The following is a 25,387-nucleotide window of genomic DNA, read 5'->3' as shown; positions in this document are numbered from 1 at the left end:
GTTTATTTCTTAAGATGAGAGATAAAGTTACATGGGCGCGTACGGGCATCCAGCTGCGGAGCAATGATATTTTCCCACGCGGTGCGGCAGGCTTTGGTTGAGCCCGGCATGGCAAAAATCAGCGTGCGATTCGCCATGCCGGCAATGGCGCGGGATTGCAGCGTCGATGTGCCGATTTCTTCGAAGGAAAGCATGCGGAAAACTTCACCAAACCCTTCGACTTCACGGTCAAACAGCGGTCGCAGCGCCTCCGGCGCCTGATCCCCGTCGGTAAACCCGGTTCCACCGGTGATGAGCACCACCTGCACATCATCGCTGGCTATCCACGCCGAGACCCGGGCGCGGATGTCATAGCGGTTCTCTTTAACAATCGCCTTATCGACAATACGGTGGCCCGCCTCCTGCGCCGCGTCACGCAGCCAGTGGCCGGAGGTATCATCCTCTTCGCCACGTCGGCTGGAAACGGTGAGAATAGCAATACGGGTCGGGTTAAACTCAGCGCTGGCCTGACTCATCTGTTCGCTCCTTTAGAATGAATTATCCGCCAATATACGACAGGTTTTGCGTAATACCGGTGTTGCCCTGATGCAGGAAATGGGTTTGCTTTTTATGGGTTAATGCTTCGGAGATGCGCGCTTCCAGCGCCGCCTGCTGCTGGTCCTCGACAAGCAGGTCGCGCAGATCCACGCCGCCGTCGCCGAACAGACACAGATGCAGCTTGCCTACGGAGGAGACGCGGAGACGGTTGCAGCTGGCGCAGAAATCTTTCTCGTACGGCATGATTAAGCCAATTTCCCCGGCGTAATCCGGGTGACAAAAGACCTGGGCCGGGCCGTCGCTGCGTTGGCTGATTTGGTGAATCCAGCCGCGACGCAGCAGCTCATCGCGCAGCACCATGCCGGAAATATGGTGACGTCGGAACAGGTCGCTGCCCTCGCCGGTCTCCATCAGCTCGATGAAGCGCAGCTGAATGCGTCGGGGTTGGATCCACGCGAGGAAGGTGTCGAGCTGATGATGGTTCACATCGCGCATCAGCACGGTATTGACCTTGACCTTCTCAAAACCGGCGGCAAAGGCGGCATCAATGCCGTCCATGACCTGGTGAAATTTATCCTGCCCGGTAATGGCATGAAACTGGCGCGCGTCGAGGCTGTCAACGCTGACGTTAATCGCCGTCAGTCCGGCATCACGCCACCGGCTGACGTCGCGCGCCAGACGATAGCCATTGGTGGTGACCGCAATCTGGCGAATCGCGCTGTTTTCACGTACGGCGGCGATGATATCGGCAAAATCGCGGCGCAAAGAGGGTTCGCCGCCGGTCAGCCGCACCTTCTCGGTGCCGAGCGCAGAGAAAGCGCGCGTGACGCGACGTACTTCATCAACGCTGAGAAAGCCTTTGTTGGTGACCGCGCCGGGTTTGTAACCATCCGGCAGGCAGTAGGTGCAACGAAAGTTACACACATCGGTAATTGACAGGCGCAAGTAATAAAACTTACGCGCAAATGCATCGGTAAGCTGTGAAGCCATATACACCTTTCCAAGTACGGGAGACGCGGTCATTTCTTCCCACGCCCTGGTGACAAGCGAGGCTGTCACGGCCAAAGCACCATATCTTGCGACACAGGCACAGAGGCTAGAGTGTTAACTGGTTTATGCCGATAGTAGCGCGGAAACGGCAGTTTCGCCATTCTCACTTTCGTTATATAATTATGTATATATCGACACGATCGTGCATTTTCGATACAGAATAGCTAAAAACCAGGCTTTTGCATTGATATCGGTCATTTTGTCAGGATCCGGGCATCGTCTTTTAGGGGTAGATCGGTTACTGTGAGCCCGTTTAATTGAGATAAGGAATGTGTATGCGCACTCGTACGTTCGCCGATCTGGATCGCGTCGTGGCACTTGGCGGAGGGCACGGTCTGGGCCGGGTGATGTCATCACTCTCATCGCTCGGATCACGTCTTACCGGGATCGTCACGACTACCGATAACGGCGGCTCCACGGGGCGGATTCGCCGTTCCGAAGGCGGCATTGCCTGGGGCGATATGCGCAACTGTCTTAACCAGCTGATCGCTGAACCCAGCATTGCTTCGGCGATGTTTGAGTACCGTTTCTCCGGTAATGGCGAACTTTCCGGGCATAACCTCGGAAATCTGATGTTAAAGGCCCTGGATCACCTGAGCGTGCGGCCTTTAGAGGCGATCAATTTAATCAGAAATCTGCTAAAAGTGGACGCATTCCTGATCCCGATGTCGGAACAACCGGTAGATCTGATGGCCATTGACCATGAAGGCCATGAAGTCTACGGCGAAGTCAATATCGACCAGCTGCCCCGCGTGCCGAAGGAGCTGATGCTCTCCCCGCCGGTGCCGGCGACCCGCGAAGCGGTAGAGGCTATCGCAGAAGCCGATTTAATCCTGATTGGCCCCGGAAGTTTCTATACCAGCCTGCTGCCGATTCTGCTGCTCGATGAGATGGCGCAGGCGCTGCGCCGAACGCCGGCGACAATGGTTTTTATCGACAATCTCGGCAAAGAACACAGCCCGGCGGCGAATCTGACGCTGGCGGACAGGGTCGGGATTATGGAGCACTATATTGGTAAGCGGGTGATCGATGCCATCGTTGTTGGGCCGAAAACCGATACGACCGGTCTGGAAAACCGGGCGATCGTGCAGACGCCGCTGGATGCCGCGGATGTTCCCTATCGCCACGACCGGGTGCTGTTACGTAACGCGCTGGAAAAAGCGATCCAGACCTTAGGTTAGCCCGCTGGAGGCGAGAAGGCGCGGGTAACGACGCGCCAGACCTTTATATTAAAATATTAAGGTTGTCTTAAAATAAAGGTGGCACCATGGCAACTATCTTAGTCCCAGGATTGTTGCTATGTCGTTATTCACTTTACGTCGGCCGGTCATGAGCCGTACGGTTTATCTGATTATTTTTGCCCTCTATGTCGGGCTGCTGCTCAATCTCGCGTTCTATCGTCAGGTGTTCACTCTGCTGCCGGTAAACAGCCTGCACAACTGGCTGGTGTTCCTCAGCATGCCGGTGGTTGCCTTCAGCGTGATGAATATTCTCACCACGCTCGCCTCCTTCCTCAAGCTCGACCGCCTCGTTATTAGCCTGTTTATTCTGCTGAGCGCCTCGGCCCAGTATTTTATCTGGACCTTCGGCGTCGTCATTGACCGCGCCATGATTACCAACATTCTGGATACCACACCGGCGGAAAGCTTCGCCCTGATGTCCGGTAAGATGGTGCTGACGCTGGGACTGTCCGGTGTTCTGATGGTCGCCCTCGCCTGGTGGATAAAAATCAGTAAAGCCAAAACAGTGTGGCGCAGCATCGCGGTACGTCTGCTGAATATCCTCGTATCGGCCCTGCTGATCGTTCTGGTCGCTGCGCTGTTTTATAAAGATTACGCCTCGGTCTTTCGCAACAATAAAGAGCTGGTGAAATCCCTGAGTCCCTCCAATAGCATCGTTGCCATCAACTCGTGGTATGCGCACAACAAGATGGACAACCTGCCGCTGGTAAACATTGGCGAAGATGCCGTGCAAAAACCCGAAATGCACAGCGGCCCGCGCAAAAACCTGACCATTCTGGTGCTGGGAGAGACGTCGCGCGCGCAGAATTTCTCACTGGGCGGCTACGAACGCGAGACCAACCCGCGACTCAAACAAGACGATGTCATCTACTTTGCGAATACCACCTCCTGCGGCACGGCGACCGCGGTGTCGGTACCCTGCATGTTCTCCAATATGCCGCGGGCGCATTACGATGAAGAGCTGGCCCACCATCAGGAAGGCGTTCTCGACATCCTGCAACGCGCCGGCATTCGGGTGCTGTGGAACGACAACGACGGCGGCTGTAAGGGCGCCTGCGATCGCGTCCCGCATCAGAACGTGACCGACCTGAACCTGACCGGCCAGTGCATCGATGGCGAATGTTACGATGAAGTGTTGTTCCATAATCTGGAGAGCTACATCGATAATCTGCAGCAGGACGGGATTATCGTGCTGCACACCATCGGTAGCCACGGTCCGACGTATTACAATCGCTACCCTGCTGAATTCAAAAAATTCACCCCAACCTGCGATACCAACGAAATCCAGAGCTGCACCCAGCAGCAGCTGACGAATACCTACGATAATACAATTCTGTATATCGACTATATAGTTGATAAAGCGATAAAATTATTGCAGTCAAAGCAGGATAAATTCACCACCAGCCTCGTTTACCTCTCCGATCACGGTGAGTCGCTGGGGGAAAATGGCGTCTATTTACACGGCCTGCCGTGGTCAATCGCCCCGGAAACGCAAAAACATGTGCCGATGCTGCTCTGGTTGTCCGAGGATTACCAACAGCGCTATGGCGTTTCCAGCCAGTGTCTGCAACAAAGAGCTAAAACAGACCCTTATTCTCAGGATAATCTGTTTTCTACCCTGCTCGGACTCCTTGGGGTCGATACCCACGAGTACCAGGCAACCGATGATATTTTAACGCCGTGCAGAAGCGAGACCGCCAGATGAAAATCTTAGTCATTGAAGACGACGCACTCCTGTTACAAGGCCTGATCCTGGCAATGCAAAGCGAGGGATACGTCTGTGATGGCGTCGCCACTGCTCACGAGGCCGCCCTGTCCCTCGCCAGCAACCATTACAGCCTGATCGTACTCGATCTCGGCCTGCCGGATGAAGATGGCCTGCACTTCCTGATGCGCATGCGTCGGGAAAAATTCAGCCAGCCGGTGCTGATCCTGACCGCCCGCGATACCGTTGAAGATCGCATCAGCGGTCTCGACACCGGCGCAGATGACTATCTGGTGAAACCTTTCGCCCTGGAAGAGCTGAACGCCCGCATCCGCGCGCTGCTCCGCCGCCATAATAACCAGGGCGACAACGAAATGGCCGTGGGCAACCTGCGGCTGAACATGACTCGTCGCCTGGTGTGGCTGGGCGGCGAGGCGCTGGACCTGACGCCGAAAGAGTACGCCCTGCTCTCTCGCCTGATGATGAAAGCGGGCAGCCCGGTACACCGTGAAATTCTCTACAACGATATCTACAGCTGGGACAATGAACCCGCCACCAATACGCTGGAGGTTCATATCCATAACCTGCGCGAAAAAGTGGGTAAAGCCCGTATTCGTACCGTCAGGGGGTTTGGCTATATGCTGGTGAACAATTCAGGAACGGAATAACGCCATGGCACTGTTCGCAAGTGAAACCTGGACCATGCGTCACCGTCTGCTGCTGACGATCGGCACTATTCTGGTGGTCTGTCAGCTGATCAGCGTTTTCTGGTTATGGCACGAAAGCAAAGAGCAGATTCAGCTGCTGGTGGCGAGCGCCATCGAAGGGCATAACAACCAAAAGCACGTTGAACACGAAGTGCGCGAGGCGGTCGCGAGTCTGTTAATACCCAGCCTGCTGATCGTCGGCCTGGCGCTGTATATCAGTCTGGTGGCGGTGAGAAAAATCACCCGACCGCTGTCGAATCTGCAAACTGAGCTGGAGAGCCGTACGCCGGATAACCTGCAGCCGATTACGCTGACGGAGTCGGTTCCGGAAGTGACGGCGGTGACGACAGCGATTAACCAGCTGGTTTCTCGCCTTAACTTAACCCTCGATCGCGAACGTCTGTTCACCGCTGACGTCGCGCACGAGCTGCGTACCCCGCTGGCGGGACTGCGTCTGCATCTCGAACTGATGGCGAAAGTACACCACGTGGAGGTGGGTCAGCTGATCCAGCGTCTGGATCAGATGACCAACAGCATCTCACAGCTGCTGCAGCTGGCGCGCGTCGGGCAGTCATTTTCCGCCGGGAGCTACCAGCGCGTGCTGCTGAAAGAGGATGTGGTCGAACCGATTCGCGGTGAGCTGGAGAGCATGCTGGAACAGCGCCAGCAGACGCTGGCGCTCGCCCTCCCCGAGGGGGATGATGCCAAAGATGTTGTTGTCTCCGGTGATGCCACGCTGCTGCGCGTTGTGCTGCGCAATCTGGTGGAGAATGCGCATCGCTATAGCCCGGCAGGGTCGAAGATAAAAATCGCCATACAGGCCGGTACAACGCCGGTTATGGCCGTGGAAGATGAAGGTCCGGGGATTGATGAAGCGAAAAGCGGCGAGCTGAGTAAAGCATTTGTCCGTATGGACAGCCGCTACGGGGGAATTGGCCTGGGATTAAGTATTGTGACGCGCATCGTTCAGCTGCACGATGCCCAGTTTTTCTTACATAACCGCCAGCCTGGCCCCGGCGTTCGAGGCTGGATTCAGTTTCCTAAGCCTTCGCGTTAGAACGTCAGCACCCACTGATGGACAAAAGCGACAACCACAACAAACGCACAGGTAAGGGCCAGAGACTCACGGAAGGTTAATTTTTGCATGACACTATCCTCATCAGAATGAGGATAGTGTCGCCTGGCAAGATTAAGCAGACATTAAGCCAGCCAGAAAACGCCGCGGAATAGCAAAAAATCGGCGTCCCGTCACACTGCCTGGCTCCACGCGCAGCGCATCGCGTCCTGCGGGATCAGGACGCCGCAATAAACAGCTCGCGGAGCTGATGCAGCTGGTCACGAATTTGCGCGGCTTCTTCGAACTCCAGATTCTGCGCATGTTGCATCATCTGCCCTTCCAGCTCGTGAATTCTCTGCTGCAGCGCTTTTGGCGTCAGCAGCACCTCAGGCGTATCCGCCTCAACCGGCGAACGTGATTTTCCGCGGCCCTTGGCTTTCGTCTTCGCCAGATTGCTGCCCAGTTGCAGAATATCGACCACTTTTTTATTCAGCCCCTGCGGGGTGATACCGTGCTCTTCGTTATAGCGCTGCTGCTTCTCACGGCGACGCTCGGTCTCGCTGATGGCTTTGGCCATCGAAGCGGTAATTTTATCGCCATACAGAATCGCTTTACCGTTGATATTACGCGCGGCGCGACCGATGGTCTGAATCAGCGAGCGTTCCGAACGCAGGAAGCCCTCTTTATCGGCATCCAGAATTGCCACCAGCGACACTTCCGGCATATCCAGCCCCTCACGCAGCAGGTTGATACCCACCAGAACATCGAACTCGCCCAGCCGCAGGTCGCGGATGATCTCCATACGCTCCACGGTATCGATATCGGAGTGCAGGTAGCGCACGCGCTCGCCGTGCTCTTCGAGATACTCCGTTAAATCTTCCGCCATCCGTTTGGTCAAAGTGGTGACCAGCACGCGCTCGTTGATGGCGACGCGGATGCGAATCTCCGACAGCAGGTCATCGACCTGAGTCGCCACCGGCCGCACTTCAATCAGCGGGTCAAGCAGCCCGGTCGGACGTACCACCTGATCGACCACCTCATCGCCAGATTTATCCAGCTCATAAGGCCCCGGCGTCGCCGAGACGTAAATGGTCTGCGGCGCCAGCGCCTCAAACTCTTCGAACTTCAGCGGACGGTTATCCAGCGCCGACGGCAGACGGAAGCCGTACTCCACCAGCGTCTCTTTGCGCGCCCGATCGCCGCGGTACATGCCGCCGATTTGCGGAATAGTGACGTGGGATTCGTCAATCACCAGCAAACCGTCTGCCGGCAGGTAATCAAACAGCGTCGGCGGCGGTTCGCCCGGCCCGCGCCCGGAAAGATAGCGCGAGTAGTTTTCGATGCCCGAGCAGTAGCCCAGCTCGTTCATCATTTCGAGGTCGAACTGGGTACGCTGGCTCAGGCGCTGCTCTTCCAGCAGCTTGTTGTTTTCCAGCAGCACTTTACGCCGCGCCGCCAGCTCGACTTTTATCTCTTCCATCGCCTGAACGATTCGCTCGCGTGGCGTTACGTAGTGCGTTTTCGGGTAGATGGTATAGCGTGGAATCGTCGATTCCACCTGACCGGTGAGCGGATCGAACAGCGACAGCCGCTCAACCTCTTCATCGAACAGCTCGATACGCAGCGCAATATCGTCGGATTCCGCCGGGAAGACGTCGATCACTTCGCCGCGCACGCGGAAGGTGCCGCGCTGGAAGGCCTGATCGTTACGGGTATACTGCAGCTCCGCCAGGCGGCGCAAAATCGCCCGCTGGTCGATCAGCATGCCGGTGGTCAGGTGCAGCATCATCTTCAGGTAGAGATCCGGGTCGCCCAGACCGTAGATAGCCGATACCGAAGCCACTACCACCACATCGCGCCGCTCAAGCAGCGCTTTGGTCGCCGACAGACGCATCTGCTCGATATGCTCGTTCACCGACGCGTCTTTCTCGATGAAGGTATCCGAGCTCGGCACGTAGGCTTCAGGCTGATAGTAATCGTAGTAGGAGACGAAATATTCCACCGCATTGTCCGGGAAGAACTCTTTCATTTCGCCGTACAGCTGCGCTGCCAGGGTCTTATTCGGCGCCAGCACCATCGTCGGACGCTGAAGATCGGCGATAACGTTAGCAATGGTGAACGTCTTGCCCGACCCGGTCACCCCCAGCAGCGTTTGGTGCGCCAGGCCATCTTCCAGCCCCTCTTCCAGGCGGCGGATAGCCTCCGGCTGGTCGCCAGAAGGACGGAATGCGGAATGCAGCGTGAACGTTTTACTCATATGTCTGGCCCTGAAGAAGGATGAAGCGCCTGGTGATATACGGCAGGTGTTTAATTCTACCCTTCACGCTCACTTTTGCCAATAAATAATACTGGATATAAAAACAGTATTCTATTATTGTTTGTGCCTGAAATCGCCCGCGCGCGCGTCGTTTTGGGGTAAAAAAAGACCATCCTGCAGAATAATCCGCCAGAGAGTAGGGTTATCCCCAAAAAAATTTATCATTTAACATTTGTCAAGCAAGGTGGTGAATCTTTTGTGGCATCAGGTGACACTTTCCTTACAGCCATTGCTTTTATTCAACTAATTGATATTTAATGATATTAAACAAAAGATGGGTTTCGCGCCAATTCAGCCGCAGGCCGCGTAATCTCTAGCTTACCGCAAGTTCTCTAACTCTAATACACAAGGTTATCCACAGGAATAGTGGATAAGTGTCTGCAGGCCATGCCTTCTGCCACCCCGCAGAAATCGACCGCCGGCGAAAATCGACCGCCTAAAAAAAATTATCGAATTATTTTTGATATTTATCAGCTAAGGGTGCCTGCTTTTTTGTTGCTTTCTGCACCATTTTTCATACCCCTTAGCACCGGGAGAGTGCAACCGCCTCGCTGACTCGCCTTCGCCCCGCCCCGCGGCAGCTGCCCGTACGGGAAAAAACCGAAACATCTTTTTCCTGGCAAGAGATTTGCAGAATCTTCATGTCGCCCGCTATCCCCAAACAGGAGAAAACGTCTATGTTGAGTCTACGCGCAGTCAATCAGTACTACGGAAATCAGCACACGCTATGGAATGTCGACCTTGAACTTCAGCCGGGGGAGTGCACCTGTGTGATGGGACTCCAGGGAATGGGGAAAACCACGCTGGTGAACTGCATTACCGGACATCTTCCGGTCGCCAGCGGCAGTATGACCTGGCATGACATCGGCTCGCCGCCCTGCGATATCACGCCGCTCTCCGCCCATTCCCGCTCGATTATTGGCATCGGCTATGTCCCGCAGGACAGGCGGATCTTTTCTCAGCTGAGCGTGGAGGAGAATCTGCATATTGCGCTGGCCGCCGGAGGGAACCCGGGCGGCGCCGTAAAGGGGGAGATTTACGATTTTTTCCCGGAGCTCTACGCACGACGTCAGCATAAAGCCGCGATGTTGTCAGAAGATGACCAGTACCAGCTGGCGCTGGCGAGAGCGCTGGTTGTCCGGCCGCGTCTGCTGATTCTTGATGAACCTTCGCGTGGCAGCGGACAACACTTCGTGCATAAGCTGGGTGACCTGCTGGTGCGCCTGAACCGCGACATCGGTTTAACGGTGCTGCTGGCGGAACAGCACCTGCCGTTTATTCGCCGGGTGGCGGACCGTTTTTGCCTGCTGCATCGCGGGCGTAACGTGGCGCAAGGCCGCGTTATCCAGCTGGATGAACCGCTGCTGGCACAGTGGATGACGCCCGATCCAGCGCGCTGAGATCCAGATACTGGCCGAGATCCTCACGTCGCGACGCGTCCGCCAGCCATGGGATCTCGCCCAGCAACGGGGCCGCAAGTCGATCGTTGAGAGTCGCCAGATATTCCGCATGGCGTTTACCCGGCGGCTGGATGTCGTTTGCAATCCAGCCCACCAGCGGCAGCCCGGCCTGACGTACCGCCTGGGCCGTCAGCAGCGCGTGGTTGATGCAGCCGAGTTTAATGCCGACCACCAGAATGACCGGCAGCCGTTCGTCGCGTACCCAGTCGGCAAAACTCAGCGTCGCGGATAGCGGCGTAAACCAGCCTCCCGCTCCCTCCACCAGCACCCATTCCGCCAGCGTCTCCAGTTCACGCAGCCCGGCAGAAAGCGCATCGCCGGTAATCGGCCGCCCCTCTTCCGCGCTCACGATATGCGGTGAGGTCGGTTCGGCAAAGGTAAAGGGGTTGACCTGCGCATAGTTCAGCGCCACACCGCTATTGCGCTGGAGTGCCAGCGCATCATCGTTACGCAGCCCGTGTGCCGTCAACTCACTCCCGGAGGCGACCGGTTTATAGCCCGCGCACTTCAGACCTGACAGCTTCGCCGCCTGCAACAGGGCGCAGCTGGTGACCGTTTTACCGACTTCTGTGTCGGTTCCGGTGACGAAAAAACGTTTAGTCACGTTCAATGACTCCTGTAAAAAGATGGTACGTCAGCGGGCACTGGCCCTGCTGTTTTGGCCAGGCCAGCTGCAGCTGACGCAGTTTTCCCCGGCTCAACGGCGCCGCGCTGCGCCCCTGATGCAAGTGTGTTGCCCCAATCCCTTTGAGCGAACGCATCGCGCTCAGAGCATCGGCAAACGGCAGGCTGACGGCGTGAACCTCGCCAACGGCTCGCCGCCCGGCCAGCGCCTCGCGCACCGCCCGTTCGCTGAGAAAGCGGTTGGCATGGGGATGGGTGTCAATGGCGCGCCAGGCCTGATTCAGCTCGGGAAGAGAATCGGCCAGCAAGGTGGTGAACGCGACCCGACCGCCGGGGCGCACCACCCGGCACAGCTCATCGAGCGCGCCGGACAGACTCTCGCACCACTGAACCGCCAGATTGCTCCACGCCAGATCGACGCAGGCATCGGCCAGCGGCAGCGACTCAATATCCCCGGCAAGATAACGATGCGCGCACGCGTTGCGCTGGGCCTGCGCCAGCATCTCAACCGAGAGATCGAGCGCCGTCACATGACTGCCGACCTCGCGCCAGTAGCGACTCATGCTGCCGGGGCCGCAGCCGGCGTCGAGGACCGCTGAAAAGGGGCGGCCATGAAGCTGACGCAGCAGCAGTTCAGCGCTGTAACGCTGCAGCGCGTCATGTTGCGAATAGTGGGTGGCCGCCCGGCCAAAGGCCGCAGCCACCGCCCGTTTATTCACCGCCGCCATGCAGCACCTCCAGCAGACGGGTAATATCAGTCGGCTCATGGGCCGCGGTCAGCGTCAGGCGCAGCCGCGCGCTGCCTGCCGGCACCGTCGGCGGACGAATGGCCGTCGCCCAGCAGCCCTGCTCACGCAGGCGCGCCGCCAGCTGCAACGCCCGCGTATTGTCACCCACGATCAGCGGCTGAATCGCGCTGGTCGAGGCGCTCAGCTCCCCCGGAAAATCCGCCATACCGTCGCGAAATTGCGCCACGCGGCTGGCCAGTTTTTCCCGCCGCTGCCGGCCATCATCGCTGCGGATCACCGCCAGCGCGGCGCTCAGCGCAACCGCCTGGGCCGGCGGCATGGCGGTGCTGTAAATCAGATGTCGGGCAAACTGCAGCAGATAGTCCGCCAGCGCCTCGTCGCACAGGATCGCCGCGCCGCTGACGCCAAAGGCTTTACCGAAGGTCACGACCAGCAGTTCCGGGCGGACGTTTTGCGCATGGCAGCTGCCGCGCCCTTCATCGCCCACGACGCCAATACCGTGCGCATCGTCCACCAGCAGCCAGCCGCCGGCCGCCCGGGTCGTTGGGGCAATATCGCGAAGCGGTGCACTATCGCCATCCATGCTGAACACCCCTTCCGTCACCACCAGCTGTTGCCCCGTCAGCGGCTTACCGAGAAGTTCACTCAACTGCTGCACGTCGTTGTGCGCAAAGCGTCTGAGCTGCGCCGGGCTCAGGCTGGCCGCTTCGAGTAAAGAGGCGTGGCTCAGGCGATCCGCAACGATGCGATCGTCCCTGGCGAGCAGCGCGGTAATCAGCGCCTGGTTGGCGGCAAACCCGGAAATAAACAGCAGCGCGCGCGGATATCCCAGCCAGTCCGCCAGGCTCTCTTCCAGTTCACGATGCGCCTCGCTGTAACCGCTGACGTGGCCGGATCCGCCGGAACCCACGCCATAACGCGCCGCCCCCTGCTGCCAGGCGGCGATAATCTGCGGATGCTGGCTCAGTCCGAGATAATCATTGCTGGAGAAATTCAGCCAGCGCCGATCTTCACGGATAAGCCAACGCCCGGCACCCTGCGCCACCGGCTGGCGGCGACGGAATGCATCCGCCTGCCGCCGCTCGCTCAGCGCCTGGTCGATGCGTTGCTGCCAGCTCATAGCACCGCCGCGTTGTAGTATTCCTCGGTATCGGGGTTATTCAGCGCATGTTCCAGACGCTGCTGTTGCTCGTTATCGCCTTCCAGCACCGCCGTCTGCTGCGGGTTAAGCCCCAGTTTGCGGAACAGCTGCAGGTCTTTGTCCTCTTCCGGGTTCGGCGTGGTCAGCAGCTTGCAGCCGTAGAAAATCGAGTTCGCCCCGGCCATAAAGCACATCGCCTGGGTCTGTTCGTTCATCTGCTCGCGGCCGGCGGAAAGACGCACGTACGAGGTCGGCATCATGATGCGCGCCACCGCAATGGTGCGGATAAAATCGAAAGCATCGACATCGTCGTTATCGGCCAGCGGCGTGCCCTTCACCTTAACCAGCATGTTGATCGGTACGCTTTCCGGCGGCGTTGGCAGGTTAGCCAGCTGTAACAGCAGGCCGGCGCGATCTTTCTCGGTTTCGCCTAAGCCGACGATCCCGCCGGAACACACCTTAATCCCGGCGTCACGCACTTTGTCGAGGGTGTCCAGGCGCTCCTGATAGGTGCGGGTGGTAATGATGTTGCCGTAAAATTCCGGCGAGGTATCGAGGTTGTGATTGTAGTAGTCCAGCCCGGCTCCCGCGAGGCGCTGCGCCTGGGTGTCGGTCAAGGTGCCGAGCGTCATGCAGGATTCGAGCCCCAACGCTTTGACGCCTTTGACCATTTGCTCCAGATACGGCATATCGCGATCGTTGGGGTTCTTCCAGGCGGCCCCCATGCAGAAGCGCGTTGATCCGGCATTTTTTGCCTGGCGCGCGGACTCCAGCACCTGCTCAACTTCCATCAGACGCTCCGATTCGAGACCGGTTTTGTAGCGCGCGCTTTGCGGGCAATATTTACAATCTTCCGGACAGGCGCCGGTTTTGATCGACAGCAGCGTGCTGACCTGGACCTGACGCGGATCGAAGTGCTGGCGGTGGGTCTGCTGCGCTTCAAACAGCAGATCTAACAATGGTTTATTAAACAACTCAGTAACTTGCGACATTGTCCAGCGTGCGTGGTGAGCCATTGGCCTCTCCAAAGGGTTTTGTTAATTGTCGGTTCGGTTTATACTCGTAAACCTAAATGTTTTCAAAATGGTTTACAAGTCACTTATGACAACGGACGATCTCGCCTTCGATCGGCGCCACATTTGGCACCCCTACACCTCCATGACTTCTCCTCTGCCGGTCTATCCGGTGGTTTCCGCCCACGGCTGCGAGCTGTCCCTCGCCGGCGGAGAGCAGCTGATTGACGGAATGTCATCCTGGTGGGCGGCAATCCACGGCTACAATCACCCTCGTTTAAACGCCGCGATGAAAGCGCAGATTGACCAGATGTCACACGTGATGTTTGGCGGTATCACCCACCCTTCGGCGGTGGCGCTGTGCCGCCAGCTGGTGGCGATGACTCCGGAGTCGCTGGAGTGCGTATTCCTCGCCGACTCCGGCTCGGTCGCGGTGGAAGTGGCCATGAAGATGGCCCTGCAGTACTGGCAGGCAAAAGGCGCAGCGCGGCGGCGCTTTCTCACCTTCCGCAACGGCTACCACGGCGATACCTTTGGCGCGATGTCGGTCTGCGATCCGGATAACTCCATGCACAGTTTGTGGCAGGGCTATTTGCCGGATAACCTGTTCGCCCCGGCGCCGCAAAGCCGCTTTGGCGGCGAGTGGGATGAACGGGATATGGTGCCGTTTGCCCGCCTGATGGCGGCCCATCGGGATGAGATCGCGGCGGTCATTCTCGAACCGGTCGTACAGGGTGCCGGCGGCATGAGGATGTATCATCCTGAGTGGCTGAAGCGCATCCGCAAGATGTGCGATCGTGAGGGCATTCTGCTGATTGCCGATGAGATTGCCACCGGATTTGGCCGGACCGGCAAGCTGTTTGCCTGCGAACACGCGGATATCGCCCCGGATATTCTGTGTCTCGGCAAAGCGCTGACCGGCGGAACCATGACGCTGTCGGCTACCCTCACCACCCGTTCGGTGGCCGAGACCATCAGCGACGGCGAAGCCGGCTGCTTTATGCACGGCCCGACCTTTATGGGCAATCCGCTGGCCTGCGCGGTGGCGACAGAAAGTTTGCGTCTGCTGGAAAGCGGCGAATGGCAAGGCCAGGTCGCCGCGATTGAAGCGCAGCTTAATGTCGAGCTGGCTCCGGCACGGGAATCCCCGCTGGTCGCCGATGTCCGCGTGCTGGGCGCCATCGGCGTGGTGGAAACTTGCCGCCCGGTCAATATGGCCGCGATGCAGCGCTTCTTCGTCGAACAAGGCGTATGGATTCGCCCGTTCGGCCGCCTGATTTACCTGATGCCGCCGTACGTGATTACCCCGCGGCAGCTGACGCGCCTGACCCAGGCGGTTAACGCGGCGGTGCTCAACGAAACATTTTTTCGCGATTAAGTAGCAGAAACTGGCCGTCAACAGGACTACACTTCTTTGTTAATCAGTTGATTATCCCAGAGGAGACGAGACGGCATGAACCTAATCAGTCACGATCTGCAGGATGGCGGGAAATTGCCCCACCGCCATGTATTTAACGGCATGGGCTACGATGGCGATAATATCTCGCCGCATCTGGCGTGGGACGAGGTGCCTGACGGAACTAAAAGCTTTGTGGTGACCTGTTACGATCCCGATGCGCCCACCGGCTCCGGCTGGTGGCACTGGCTGGTCGCCAATCTACCGGCGGAAACGCGCGAACTACCGCAGGGAGCCGGCTCCGGTCTGGCCCCGCTGCCGGCCAGCGCAATCCAGACCCGCACCGATTTCGGCCTCCCCGGCTACGGCGGCGCGGCGCCGCCAAAAGGGGAAAGCCATCGCTACATCTTTACGGTGCATGCGCTGGATGTCGAGAAGATCGAGGTCGATGAAGGGGCAAGCGGTGCGATGGTAGGCTTTAACGTCCATTTTCATTCGTTGGGCAGCGCATCCATCACCGCCCTGTTTATCTGACTTTCTCCCGTCAGTTCCTCCCCGGATAGCGGCTTACGCCTTATCCGGGCGACCTGACACCCCCTTTGTGGCCCGGTAAACCTGGCCCGGGGCGCGAATTACGCCACCCGCGATACCTGACAACCCCTTGTAGCCCCGGTAAGCGCAGCGCCACCGGGGACTCATTCAGCTCGAAGATGACTGCTCAGCCACCGGCATCCGCACGGTTTTTTTGACTTTCGCATACCAGATAATCGTCAGCAGCCCAAGCCAGACCAGACCGGCGATCAGCGCAATCCGCGTCTCCTCCACCATCCCGAGCACCGCAATCACCAGTCCCATAAACAGCAGGGTCAGCAGCGGCGCAACCGGCCAGAACGGCACCGGGAACGCAATCTGGCGACGTTCTTCTGCCGACAAACCGCGACGCATGGCGAAATGAGCCAGCAGGATCATCAGCCAGACCCATACCGTTGCAAATGCCGCCAGGGAGGCAATCAGCACAAAGACCTGTTCCGGCATCAGATAGTTCAGCACTACCGCCACCAGCAGCGCCACGCCCATCACCACTACCGTCATCCACGGCACGCCGTTGCTGGCGATTCGCTGGAAGCTTTTCGGCGCCATCCCCTCTTTTGCCATGCCGTACATCATGCGACCGGCGCCAAAAATATCGCTATTGATGGCTGAAATACTGGCGCTGATCACGATGATATTGAGGATTGTCGCCGCCGCCGGAATCCCCAGGCCGCTAAAAATAAGCACGAACGGGCTGCCCTGCTCGCCAAAGCTGTTCCACGGGAAAATGGCCATCAGGATCGCCAGCGTGCAGACATAGAACAGCACGATACGCAGCGGGATGGTATTAATTGCCTGCGGAATCACTTTCTTCGGGTTCTGCGCTTCCGCCGCGGTCACGCCGATAATTTCGACGCCGCCAAAGGCAAACATCACAATACCCAGCGACGCAACAATTCCCTGCCAGCCGTTCGGCGCGAACCCGCCGTGGCTCCACAGGTTTTCCAGCCCCGTCGCCGGGAAGGCATGACCAAAGCCGAAGAAAATAATGCTGCCGCCGGCGACGATCATCGCAATAATCGCCACCACTTTAATCAGCGACAGCCAGAACTCCATCTCGCCGAAAATGCGCACGTGGCACAAGTTCATCGCGCCGATGAAGAAGATAATACTCAGTACCCAAATCCAGCGCGGCACATCCGGGTACCAGAGCCCCATATAGATACCAAACGCGGTGACATCCGCCAGGGCGACAATCACCATCTCAAAGGTATAGGTCCAGCCGGTAATAAACCCGGCCAGCGGCCCGAGATACTGGCGGGCATAGCTGCCGAAGGAGCCGGAAACGGGGTTGCGTACCGCCATTTCGCCCAGCGCACGCATGACGATAAATACCGCCGCGCCGCCGATCAGATAGGCCAGCAGAACCGCCGGTCCCGCGGCCTTAATGGCGGCGGCAGAACCATAAAACAGCCCGGTACCAATGGCGGAACCGAGCGCGATGAAGCGAATATGTCGGGCATTCAGCCCGCGCAGCAGGTGGGGCTTTTGTGGCGATTGTGGTTGTTGTTGCATATGCAAGTGTCCTGATAATTTTTGTATGACGACAAATATGCGTGTAGGACGGCCGGGGGGAGCTTATCCCCCCGACACGGGTACAGAAAACAACGAGGGTCAGATCTGACCAGGCAAGACGGCAGGGAGCAGTCGCGTCAGGTGGCGCGCAGCCAGAAGCTCAATAGCGTTATCGATATCCGGGGCGAAGAAGCGATCCTGGGTGTAATGCGAAACCCGCTCGCGCAGCAGATGACGCGCCTCTTCCAGCAGCGGACTGCTGGCCAGCCCTTCGCGCATATCCAGCCCCTGGACGGCGGCCAGCCACTCCACGGCCAGCACGCCGCGGGTGTTTTCCGCCATCGCCCACAGACGACGACCGGCAGCCGGCGCCATCGAGACGTGATCTTCCTGGTTTGCCGACGTCGGCAGGCTATCAACGCTGTGCGGGTGCGCCAGCGCTTTGTTCTCACTGGCTAACGCCGCAGCGGTCACCTGCGCAATCATAAAGCCGGAGTTGACGCCGCCATTTTTCACAAGGAAAGGCGGCAGCTGCGACATATGACTGTCCATCATCAGCGCAATACGACGCTCGGACAGCGAACCGATTTCGGCAATCGCCAGCGCAATGTTATCCGCCGCCATCGCTACCGGTTCGGCGTGGAAGTTACCGCCGGAGATCACTTCATTCTCGGCGGCGAAGACCAGCGGGTTATCCGACACCGCATTGGCCTCAATCAGCAGGACTTCCGCGGCCTGGCGAATCTGGGTCAGACAGGCGCCCATCACCTGCGGCTGACAGCGCAGAGAGTACGGGTCCTGCACTTTGCTACAGTTGTGATGCGACTGCGAAATCTCGCTGCTGTCGGTCAGCACATGGCGATACAGCGCCGCAGCGTCAATCTGCCCGCGCTGGCCGCGCGCTTCGTGAATACGCGAATCAAACGGACGACGCGATCCCAGCGCCGCTTCGGTGGTGAGCGCGCCGCATACCACCGCGGAAGCAAACAGATCTTCCGCGTCAAACAGGCCGCGCAGCGCAAACGCCGTCGATGCCTGAGTACCGTTCAGCAGCGCCAGCCCCTCTTTCGCCGCCAGGGTAATCGGCTCGAGACCCACTTTTTTCAACGCCTGCAGCGCCGGCATCCACTCGCCGTCGACGCGGGCTTTCCCCTCACCCAGCAACGTCAGGGACATGTGCGCCAGCGGCGCCAGGTCACCGGATGCGCCGACGGAACCTTTAGCCGGGATCCACGGCGTGACGCCTTTATTCACCAGTTGAATCAGCGCCTGAATGACGCTCAGACGAATCCCGGAGAAGCCGCGGGAAAGGCTGTTAATCTTCAGCACCATAATCAGACGTGCCATGGCATCATCCAGCGGCTCACCAATGCCCGCCGCATGAGACAGCACCAGAGAACGCTGCAGGTTTTCCAGATCGTCCGTGGAGATCCGCGTTGACGCCAGCAGGCCAAAACCGGTGTTAATGCCGTAAGCGGTGCGTCCTTCGGCCAGAATGGCGTTGACGCAGGCGACGCTCTCGTTAATAGCGGCAAAAGCCTGCTCGTCGAGAGTGATGGTCAGCGGATGCTGGAACACCTCGCGTAGCTGCGCCAGACTCAGTTGACCTGGAATCAGAGTTAAGTTTTTCATCTCAGCGTTGCCCCTGCGTTGCTGCCACCATAGGAAGATTCAGTCCTTGTTCCGCCGCGCACTCAATCGCGATGTCGTAACCCGCATCGGCGTGACGCATCACCCCGGTCGCCGGATCGTTATGCAGCACGCGGGCAATACGCGCGGCCGCTTCGTCGGTACCGTCACAGACGATAACCATCCCGGAGTGCTGCGAGAAGCCCATCCCGACGCCACCACCGTGATGCAGCGACACCCAGGTCGCGCCGCTGGCGGTATTGAGTAAGGCGTTCAGCAGCGGCCAGTCGGAGACGGCATCGGAGCCATCACGCATGGATTCAGTTTCGCGGTTCGGGCTGGCAACCGAGCCAGAGTCAAGGTGGTCACGACCAATGACGATCGGCGCAGACACTTCACCGCTGCGGACCATTTCGTTAAAGGCCAGCCCCAGCTTCTGGCGCCACTCCAGCCCCACCCAGCAAATACGCGCCGGCAGTCCCTGGAAGCTAATACGCTCACGCGCCATATCCAGCCAGTGGTGCAGATGCTGATCATCTTTGATGATCTCTTTCACTTTGGCGTCGGTTTTGTAGATATCCTGCGGATCGCCGGAGAGGGCCACCCAGCGGAACGGACCGATGCCGCGGCAGAACAGCGGGCGAATATAGGCCGGGACAAAACCCGGGAAGTCGAACGCATTGTCGACGCCCATCTCCTGCGCCATCTGGCGGATATTGTTGCCGTAGTCGAAGGTCGGTACGCCCATTTCGTTGAAGGCCAGCATCGCCTGAACGTGGTCGGCCATCGAACGCTTGGCCGCCAGAATCGTCCCCTGCGGGTCGGATTCAGCTTTCGCCTGATACTCTTCCCAGGTCCAGCCTTTCGGCAGATAGCCATGCAGCGGATCGTGGGCGCTGGTCTGGTCGGTGACCATATCCGGGCGCACGCCGCGCTTTACCATCTCCGGCACGATATCGGCGGCATTGCCGCACAGGGCGATAGAGATAGCCCGGCCTTCGGCGGTGTATTTCTTGATGCGGGCCAGCGCGTCATCCAGCGAGGTGGCCTGCTCGTCAACGTAGCGGGTACGCAGACGGAAATCGATCCGGCTCTGCTGACATTCGATATTCAGCGAGCAGGCGCCTGCCAGCGTCGCCGCCAGCGGCTGTGCGCCGCCCATACCGCCCAGACCGGCGGTGAGGACCCAGCGCCCCTTCAGGCTGCCCTGATAGTGCTGACGTCCGGCTTCGACGAACGTTTCGTAGGTGCCCTGCACGATGCCCTGGCTACCAATATAGATCCAGCTGCCCGCGGTCATCTGGCCGTACATCGCCAGACCTTTTGCATCCAGCTCATTGAAATGTTCCCAGGTCGCCCAGTGCGGGACCAGGTTGGAGTTGGCAATCAGTACGCGCGGTGAATTTTCATGGGTTTTAAATACGCCGACCGGCTTACCGGACTGCACCAGCAGCGTCTCATCGCTTTCCAGGTTTTTCAGCGCCTTCACGATAGCGTCATAGCATTCCCAGTTACGCGCCGCGCGACCAATACCGCCGTAGACCACCAGCTCATGTGGGTTCTCGGCAACATCGGGATCGAGGTTGTTCATTAACATACGCAGCGGTGCTTCGGTCAACCAGCTCCTGGCATTCAACGTCGTGCCTCGCGGTGCACGTACGTCTTGCTGGCGATATTTGCTTTGCGACATCGGGGTTTCTCCTGACAATTAACGTTGTTTACGTAGATACATATACTTGTCTATACAACTCTACGCAAGCCAGGATTTAACAGAAATGATACAATTTTGTTATATTGCGTCAGCAATCACGCTTTTGCCGACGCAGACGATTGTCAGGAAGTGAAGTGGCCCTGCAGCCGGTAGCGGCTACCCGGGAACAGAAGACGGGCGTGGGAAACAATATGCGTGGTAGACCAGGTACGGCGCCGGATCAGCAGGCAAGGATCGTGGGCATGGATATGCAGCAGTTCGCACTCTTTGGCGCTGGCCTGTACCGCTTCGACGATGTGCTCGCCTTCGGTTAACGGCGCAATCAGCGACAGGTAATCATGCGGTGTGGTGACGGTATAGTCCTGATGTAAATACGCCGGCACCACCGCCGCATTGACGCAGCGGTCTTCAATCTGTACCGGAATGTCGTTTTCAAAATGCACCATCAGAGAGTGAAAAATCCGCGTCCCTTCGGCGACATTCAGCGCAGCCGACTGGATAAGATCGGCTTCGGTCTCTTCCAGCAGCAGCACCTCGCAGCGGTGCTGATGGCGACGGGAGATAATCTCGTCGGCGATGCTCCGCACTTCAAACAGCGCCGACTGCCCTTTCGGCTCCGCGACAAAAGTACCGACACCCTGCAAACGTACCAGTAAACCTTCATCCGTGAGTTCACGCAGCGCCCGATTGATCGTCATGCGACTGAAACCAAACTGGGCCACCAGTTCCGCCTCGGAAGGAATGCGGTCGTGGGGACGCCAGACGCCGCGCTGAATCTTTTCGCTGATCGCCTGCTTCACCTTTTCATAAAACGGGGCAGGCGCGGTTCGAGGTTGCTGTGAAAACATAGCCTGACTTTCCTTATACTCAATGGGCGGCGAAACGGTCAGAATATACTGAATCGTCAGCGCCACCAATGGGCGATTTGCCATGCCAGCCGGGCCGCCGAACGGGCCCCCTGGCTGTCAATGTCAAACTGCGGATTAAACTCCACCAGATCCACCGCCTGCAGTTTTCCGCTGCGGCATAACGGTTCAACGATGCGCAGCAGGATCGCCAGCGGAATGCCCAGCGCCGCAGGCGCCGAGACCGCCGGCATTTCGCGCGCCGGCAGCACATCCAGATCGATGGTCAAATAGAGCCTGTCGTAGAGGGCAATATTACGCGCGATTTCCGGCGCAACCTGCTGATCATAGGCCTGCAGAACGTCCAAATCCTCCACGACCCGCACCTCGCGACGCGCCGCTTCATCCCACAGCGCCTGGGTGTTCGCCGCACGGCTGGCGCCGATACAGGTATAGTGAAACCCGCGCTGCTGCGCGTCGCACTCCAGCGCCAGCTGGCGGAACGGCGTACCGGAGCTGGCCTGCTCAGCGATGCGCAAATCCAGGTGCGCATCGAGGTTAATGATCCCGACCTTCTCTCCGGGGAAAGCGTCGAGCACTCCCGCGCCATGACCGAATGCCGTCTCATGCCCGCCGCCGAGAACCAGCGTGCGTTTGCCTGCGCGCAGGCAGGCGGCCACCGCTTCGCGCAGCGCCTGCTGGGCGGTCTCCAGCCCTTCACCGGCGACGCCGATGGTGCCCATATCGACACAGCGCTCGTGGCCGCTGTGGCTGGCCATATTCGCCAGCGCCCGGCGTAGCGTTTCCGGCCCCTTTTCGGCCCCGGTACGTCCGCGGTTACGGCGAACGCCTTCATCGCAGGCAAACCCCAGCAGGGCAATATCCCCCGGTAACGTCTGTGGTGCAAAACGTTCGGCCCGCACGATAGTCTGAAACAGGCGCAGCGCATTGGCGGCTTCCGCGCTGTCGTCACGCCCTTGCCAGATATCGGCGGGGGTCGGTTGCCACAATGTCATTGCATTTCTCCTCGCACAACGCGATGCCAGAGCGGGCTCCGCCCCGGTTCATAGACCATTTCAACCGGATGTTCAGCATCCCAGATAGCAAAATCGGCAACAAACCCCGCCGCCAGCTGGCCGTGGCTATTCTGGCGCCCCAGCGCCTGCGCGGCATGACGCGTCACGCCCGCCCACGCCTCTTGCGGAGTTAAGCCAAATTTGACGCAGGCCATGTTCATCGCCAGATGCAGGCTGGCAAAGGGGCTGGTACCCGGATTGTAATCCGTCGCCACCGCCATCGGCACCTGATACTGACGCAGCAGCTCGACCGGGGGTTTGCGGGTTTCATTGAGGAAATAGAACGCGCCGGGCAGCAGCACCGCCACCGTCGCGCTGCGGCTCATCGCCGCAACCCCCTCTTCCGTTAAATATTCGATATGATCGGCCGAGAGCCCCTGATAACGGCTCACCAGCTGCGCGCCGCCCAGCGAAGAGAGCTGTTCAACATGCCCTCTGACCGGAATACCGCGGGCCTGCGCAGCCTGGAATACGCGTTCGGTCTGCTGCGGGCTGAAGCCGACGTTTTCGCAGAAAACATCAACGCTTTCAAACAGCCCCTCCTCCCACAGCGTCGGCAGCAGGGTTTCACACACCAGCGTAATATAGGCGTCCGGGCGGTCTTTATATTCCGGTGGCGTGGCGTGAGCGGAGAGCAGCGTCGGCGACAGCTCGACCGCATTGTTCTGCGCAAGCTGGCGCGCCACGCGCAGCATTTTGCGCTCGTTTTCCAGATCCAGCCCATAGCCGGATTTAATTTCAAGCGTGGTCACCCCCTCGCGAAGCAGTCGCTCCAGCCGCTGCTGAGCCAGCGCTAACAGCTGCGCTTCGCTGCTTTCACGGGTGGCGCGCACCGTTGAGTTAATGCCGCCGCCATTGGCACTGATCGTCTGGTAGGAGACGCCGTTCAGACGCTGCTCCCACTCCTGCGCCCGACTACCGCCGAAGACCAGATGGGTGTGGCAATCAATCAGCCCCGGCGTCAGCAGCCTGCCGCCAAGATCAATACTCGGCCCGGCCGGGGCATCATTTTCAGGCACAATGGCTTCAATCCGGCCATTGCGCACCAGCAGCGCATGACCATCCCGCAGGCCGTAAGGCTGCGAATCATCAGGGTTGAGAGTGGCGAGGCGGGCATTTCGCCAGATAACGCGATCGGAGGTGGCTTCAGTCATACCAGTCAGCTTGTCATGGGTTGTATAGACATTTATTTTCATTCCACGCGGAATGTCAATAAAAGCAGAGGGAATTGTTATTTTTTTGTGACCGGACGCGGGCGAAGCTCCGGCCATCTGCCCGGTTCAGGCGAACTTTTTCGCGCAGCGTCTTCCCGTTTCGCTCGACTTAGTATAAAAAGCAGGTTTTAAAGGACGTTATACGCGTAATTCATTCCTTGCCGGCCTGACGCCGCTTGCATGTTTTTTGTATAATGCCCTCCCCAAATCATTCGGGTTGCTTTGCGGCGGAAATCAACAAATACGCCAACAGAGAGGCAGCCTGAAGAATGACAGGTCTTGTTAATTGATTCTTGCCCGGAGCAACATGAACACATTCTCAGTTTCCCGCCTGACGCTGGCACTGGCTTTTGGCGTGACGTTATCCGCCTGTAGCTCAACCCCTGCCGATCAACAGCCCTCGACGCAGACTGCGCCGGGCACCGTCTCTCGCCCTGTGTTGACCGCTGATGAAGCGAAAAACTTCACGCCGGCAAGCTATTTCCAGTCCCTGGATCCAAACGCCGCGGCGTGGACCCCGGCAGCCATCAGCATACCGTCTCAGCCTGACTTCGTCGTCGGCCCGGCGGGCGCTCAGGGCGTGACCCATACCACCATTCAGGCTGCGGTTGATGCGGCTATCGCCCGCCACTCCGATCGTCGTCAGTTTATTGCGATTATGCCGGGTGAATATACGGGTACCGTTTATGTCCCTGCGGCACCCGGTGCGCTGACGCTGTACGGTACCGGCGAGAAGCCGCTGGATGTGAAAATCAGCCAGGCTATTGACTCGGAGATGGACGTGAACACCTGGCGCCACCTGGTCAATCCGGCCGGTAAATATATGCCAGGTAAACCGGCGTGGTATATGTTTGACAGCTGTCAGAGCAAACGCGCCGCCACCGTCGGCGTGATGTGTTCAGCGGTATTCTGGTCGCAGAACAATGGTCTGCAGTTGCAAAACCTGACCATCGCCAACAACCTCGGCGACAGCGTGGATGCCGGGACTCACCAGGCCGTTGCGCTGCGCAGCGATGGCGACCAGGTTCAGATTAACAACGTCAACATTCTGGGTCGCCAGAACACCTTCTTCGTCACCAACAGCGGCGTGCAGAACCGTCTGCAAAACGATCGCCAGACCCGTACCCTGGTGAGCAACAGCTACATTGAAGGCGATGTTGATATCGTTTCCGGCCGCGGTGCCGTCGTGTTTGATAACACCGATTTCCGCGTCGTGAATTCACGCACCCAGAAAGAAGCCTACGTCTTTGCACCGGCAACGCTGAAAAGCGTCACCTACGGCTTCCTGGCCGTGAACAGCCGCTTTACCGCCTCCGGCGACGGCGTGGCGCAACTGGGACGCTCTCTCGATGTCGACAGCGCCACCAGTGGCCAGGTGGTGATCCGCGACAGCGCCATCAATGAAGGCTTTAACGTGGCGAAACCGTGGGCCGACGCGGCAATCTCCAACCGCCCGTTCAGCGGTAACACCGGCGCCGTAGATGCGAAGGGCGTGCCGCAGCGTAATCTCAACGACAGCAGCTTCAACCGCATGTGGGAATACAATAACCGCGGCGTGGGCAGCGTGGTTGTCGCCGAACCGAAGCAGTAAATCTTCACGAGGGGGAGCGCGTCTCCCCCTTTTTTACTCTCTTTTTCCCTCTCTTTTTCTGAGCGACGTTCTCTTTCGCGACTTACCCCTCTGCATTTTTCCTCCGCTCCGCCTCCTCAATTCATCACTAGCGCAGCCGCTTCTCTTGCGCGTGCAAAAAATAGCGTTTTCTGGCGAATAAATATCCCCGCTGATGCGTTTACTCTCTGTAAGAACAC

General features: G+C 58.6%; 21 protein-coding genes and 1 riboswitch. Of the genes, 8 read left to right on the top strand and 13 right to left on the bottom strand.

Annotated elements, in window-relative coordinates; translation table 11 throughout:
• Window positions 1-2 precede the first annotated feature (2 nt).
• Together moaB and moaA are read right to left on the bottom strand one after the other, a co-directional pair.
• Window positions 3-515 (bottom strand): molybdenum cofactor biosynthesis protein B, encoded by a 513-nt coding sequence (gene moaB / locus ROR01S_RS18245; protein ID WP_004859772.1) that lies wholly within the window; start codon window positions 513-515, stop codon window positions 3-5.
• Window positions 516-537: 22 nt separating this feature from the next.
• Window positions 538-1,527, bottom strand: coding sequence for a GTP 3',8-cyclase MoaA (gene moaA, locus ROR01S_RS18240; protein ID WP_004859771.1), 990 nt, complete (start codon window positions 1,525-1,527; stop codon window positions 538-540).
• A riboswitch (molybdenum cofactor riboswitch) is annotated at window positions 1,515-1,653 on the bottom strand. Its footprint overlaps the gene before it by 13 nt.
• A gap of 209 nt (window positions 1,654-1,862) precedes the next feature.
• On the opposite strand from moaA, the gene yvcK reads away from it, so the two are divergent.
• From yvcK to pmrB, 4 genes are all read left to right on the top strand, one after another.
• Window positions 1,863-2,768 carry a uridine diphosphate-N-acetylglucosamine-binding protein YvcK gene (gene yvcK, locus ROR01S_RS18235; RefSeq protein WP_004859770.1) on the top strand — a complete coding sequence of 302 codons (906 nt, stop codon included), beginning with the start codon at window positions 1,863-1,865 and terminating at the stop codon, window positions 2,766-2,768.
• 118 nt (window positions 2,769-2,886) lie between these two features.
• Window positions 2,887-4,533 carry a phosphoethanolamine transferase EptA gene (gene eptA / locus ROR01S_RS18230; protein WP_015584851.1) on the top strand — a complete coding sequence of 549 codons (1,647 nt, stop codon included), beginning with the start codon at window positions 2,887-2,889 and terminating at the stop codon, window positions 4,531-4,533.
• Complete coding sequence (gene pmrA, locus ROR01S_RS18225; protein WP_004859768.1) at window positions 4,530-5,201, top strand: two-component system response regulator PmrA; 672 nt, start codon at window positions 4,530-4,532, stop codon at window positions 5,199-5,201. Before eptA ends, pmrA begins: the two co-directional genes overlap by 4 nt.
• Window positions 5,202-5,205: 4 nt before the next feature.
• On the top strand, window positions 5,206-6,297 hold the full coding sequence (gene pmrB / locus ROR01S_RS18220; protein WP_004859767.1) for a two-component system sensor histidine kinase PmrB: 1,092 nt from the start codon (window positions 5,206-5,208) through the stop codon (window positions 6,295-6,297).
• A 235-nt stretch (window positions 6,298-6,532) separates the two neighbouring features.
• On the opposite strand, the gene uvrB is transcribed toward pmrB, so the two are convergent.
• Complete coding sequence (uvrB, locus tag ROR01S_RS18215; RefSeq protein WP_064359750.1) at window positions 6,533-8,554, bottom strand: excinuclease ABC subunit UvrB; 2,022 nt, start codon at window positions 8,552-8,554, stop codon at window positions 6,533-6,535.
• A gap of 737 nt (window positions 8,555-9,291) precedes the next feature.
• Here uvrB and ROR01S_RS18210 point away from each other — a divergent pair.
• The gene (locus ROR01S_RS18210; RefSeq protein ID WP_004859764.1) at window positions 9,292-10,014 is read left to right on the top strand and encodes an ABC transporter ATP-binding protein; all 723 of its coding nucleotides are present in this window, start codon (window positions 9,292-9,294) and stop codon (window positions 10,012-10,014) included.
• On the opposite strand, the gene bioD is transcribed toward ROR01S_RS18210, so the two are convergent.
• The 4 genes from bioD to bioB are packed head-to-tail and all read right to left on the bottom strand — an operon-like array spanning window position 9,956 to window position 13,604.
• On the bottom strand, window positions 9,956-10,678 hold the full coding sequence (gene bioD / locus ROR01S_RS18205; protein WP_004859763.1) for a dethiobiotin synthase: 723 nt from the start codon (window positions 10,676-10,678) through the stop codon (window positions 9,956-9,958). The two genes, ROR01S_RS18210 and bioD, sit on opposite strands and share 59 nt — an antisense overlap.
• Entirely contained in the window at window positions 10,671-11,426 is a 756-nt protein-coding gene (gene bioC, locus ROR01S_RS18200; protein ID WP_004859762.1) for a malonyl-ACP O-methyltransferase BioC, read from the bottom strand. The genes bioD and bioC overlap by 8 nt, the downstream gene beginning before the upstream one ends.
• Complete coding sequence (gene bioF / locus ROR01S_RS18195; RefSeq protein WP_015584852.1) at window positions 11,410-12,567, bottom strand: 8-amino-7-oxononanoate synthase; 1,158 nt, start codon at window positions 12,565-12,567, stop codon at window positions 11,410-11,412. Before bioF ends, bioC begins: the two co-directional genes overlap by 17 nt.
• Window positions 12,564-13,604, bottom strand: a complete 1,041-nt coding sequence (gene bioB, locus ROR01S_RS18190) for a biotin synthase BioB (protein ID WP_004859760.1) — start codon at window positions 13,602-13,604, stop codon at window positions 12,564-12,566. Before bioB ends, bioF begins: the two co-directional genes overlap by 4 nt.
• An 85-nt stretch (window positions 13,605-13,689) precedes the next feature.
• On the opposite strand from bioB, the gene bioA reads away from it, so the two are divergent.
• Window positions 13,690-14,979 (top strand): adenosylmethionine--8-amino-7-oxononanoate transaminase, encoded by a 1,290-nt coding sequence (bioA, locus tag ROR01S_RS18185; RefSeq protein ID WP_064359749.1) that lies wholly within the window; start codon window positions 13,690-13,692, stop codon window positions 14,977-14,979.
• 75 nt (window positions 14,980-15,054) lie between these two features.
• On the top strand, window positions 15,055-15,531 hold the full coding sequence (locus ROR01S_RS18180; protein WP_004859758.1) for a kinase inhibitor: 477 nt from the start codon (window positions 15,055-15,057) through the stop codon (window positions 15,529-15,531).
• A gap of 165 nt (window positions 15,532-15,696) precedes the next feature.
• On the opposite strand, the gene ROR01S_RS18175 is transcribed toward ROR01S_RS18180, so the two are convergent.
• From ROR01S_RS18175 to hutI, 6 genes are all read right to left on the bottom strand, one after another.
• Window positions 15,697-17,103, bottom strand: a complete 1,407-nt coding sequence (locus ROR01S_RS18175; RefSeq protein WP_004859757.1) for an amino acid permease — start codon at window positions 17,101-17,103, stop codon at window positions 15,697-15,699.
• 99 nt (window positions 17,104-17,202) lie between these two features.
• The gene (hutH, locus tag ROR01S_RS18170; RefSeq protein WP_004859756.1) at window positions 17,203-18,735 is read right to left on the bottom strand and encodes a histidine ammonia-lyase; all 1,533 of its coding nucleotides are present in this window, start codon (window positions 18,733-18,735) and stop codon (window positions 17,203-17,205) included.
• Window position 18,736: 1 nt separating this feature from the next.
• A complete protein-coding gene (hutU, locus tag ROR01S_RS18165) occupies window positions 18,737-20,422 on the bottom strand; it encodes a urocanate hydratase (RefSeq protein ID WP_032716926.1) in 1,686 nt (561 codons plus the stop codon).
• 143 nt (window positions 20,423-20,565) lie between these two features.
• On the bottom strand, window positions 20,566-21,291 hold the full coding sequence (locus ROR01S_RS18160) for a histidine utilization repressor (RefSeq protein WP_004859754.1): 726 nt from the start codon (window positions 21,289-21,291) through the stop codon (window positions 20,566-20,568).
• A 56-nt stretch (window positions 21,292-21,347) separates the two neighbouring features.
• A complete protein-coding gene (gene hutG, locus ROR01S_RS18155) occupies window positions 21,348-22,304 on the bottom strand; it encodes a formimidoylglutamase (protein ID WP_064359748.1) in 957 nt (318 codons plus the stop codon).
• The gene (gene hutI / locus ROR01S_RS18150) at window positions 22,301-23,635 is read right to left on the bottom strand and encodes an imidazolonepropionase (protein ID WP_162098162.1); all 1,335 of its coding nucleotides are present in this window, start codon (window positions 23,633-23,635) and stop codon (window positions 22,301-22,303) included. The genes hutG and hutI overlap by 4 nt, the downstream gene beginning before the upstream one ends.
• A gap of 250 nt (window positions 23,636-23,885) precedes the next feature.
• Between hutI and ROR01S_RS18145 the strand changes: the two genes are divergently transcribed.
• Complete coding sequence (locus tag ROR01S_RS18145; RefSeq protein ID WP_004859750.1) at window positions 23,886-25,169, top strand: putative acyl-CoA thioester hydrolase; 1,284 nt, start codon at window positions 23,886-23,888, stop codon at window positions 25,167-25,169.
• The last annotated feature ends 218 nt before the right edge of the window (window positions 25,170-25,387 follow it).

It is taken from the genome of Klebsiella ornithinolytica NBRC 105727 = ATCC 31898 (genome assembly GCF_001598295.1).
Lineage (GTDB): Bacteria > Pseudomonadota > Gammaproteobacteria > Enterobacterales > Enterobacteriaceae > Klebsiella > Klebsiella ornithinolytica.
Note: the sequence above shows the minus strand (reverse complement) of the source record. Positions and strands in the feature narration are given on the sequence as shown.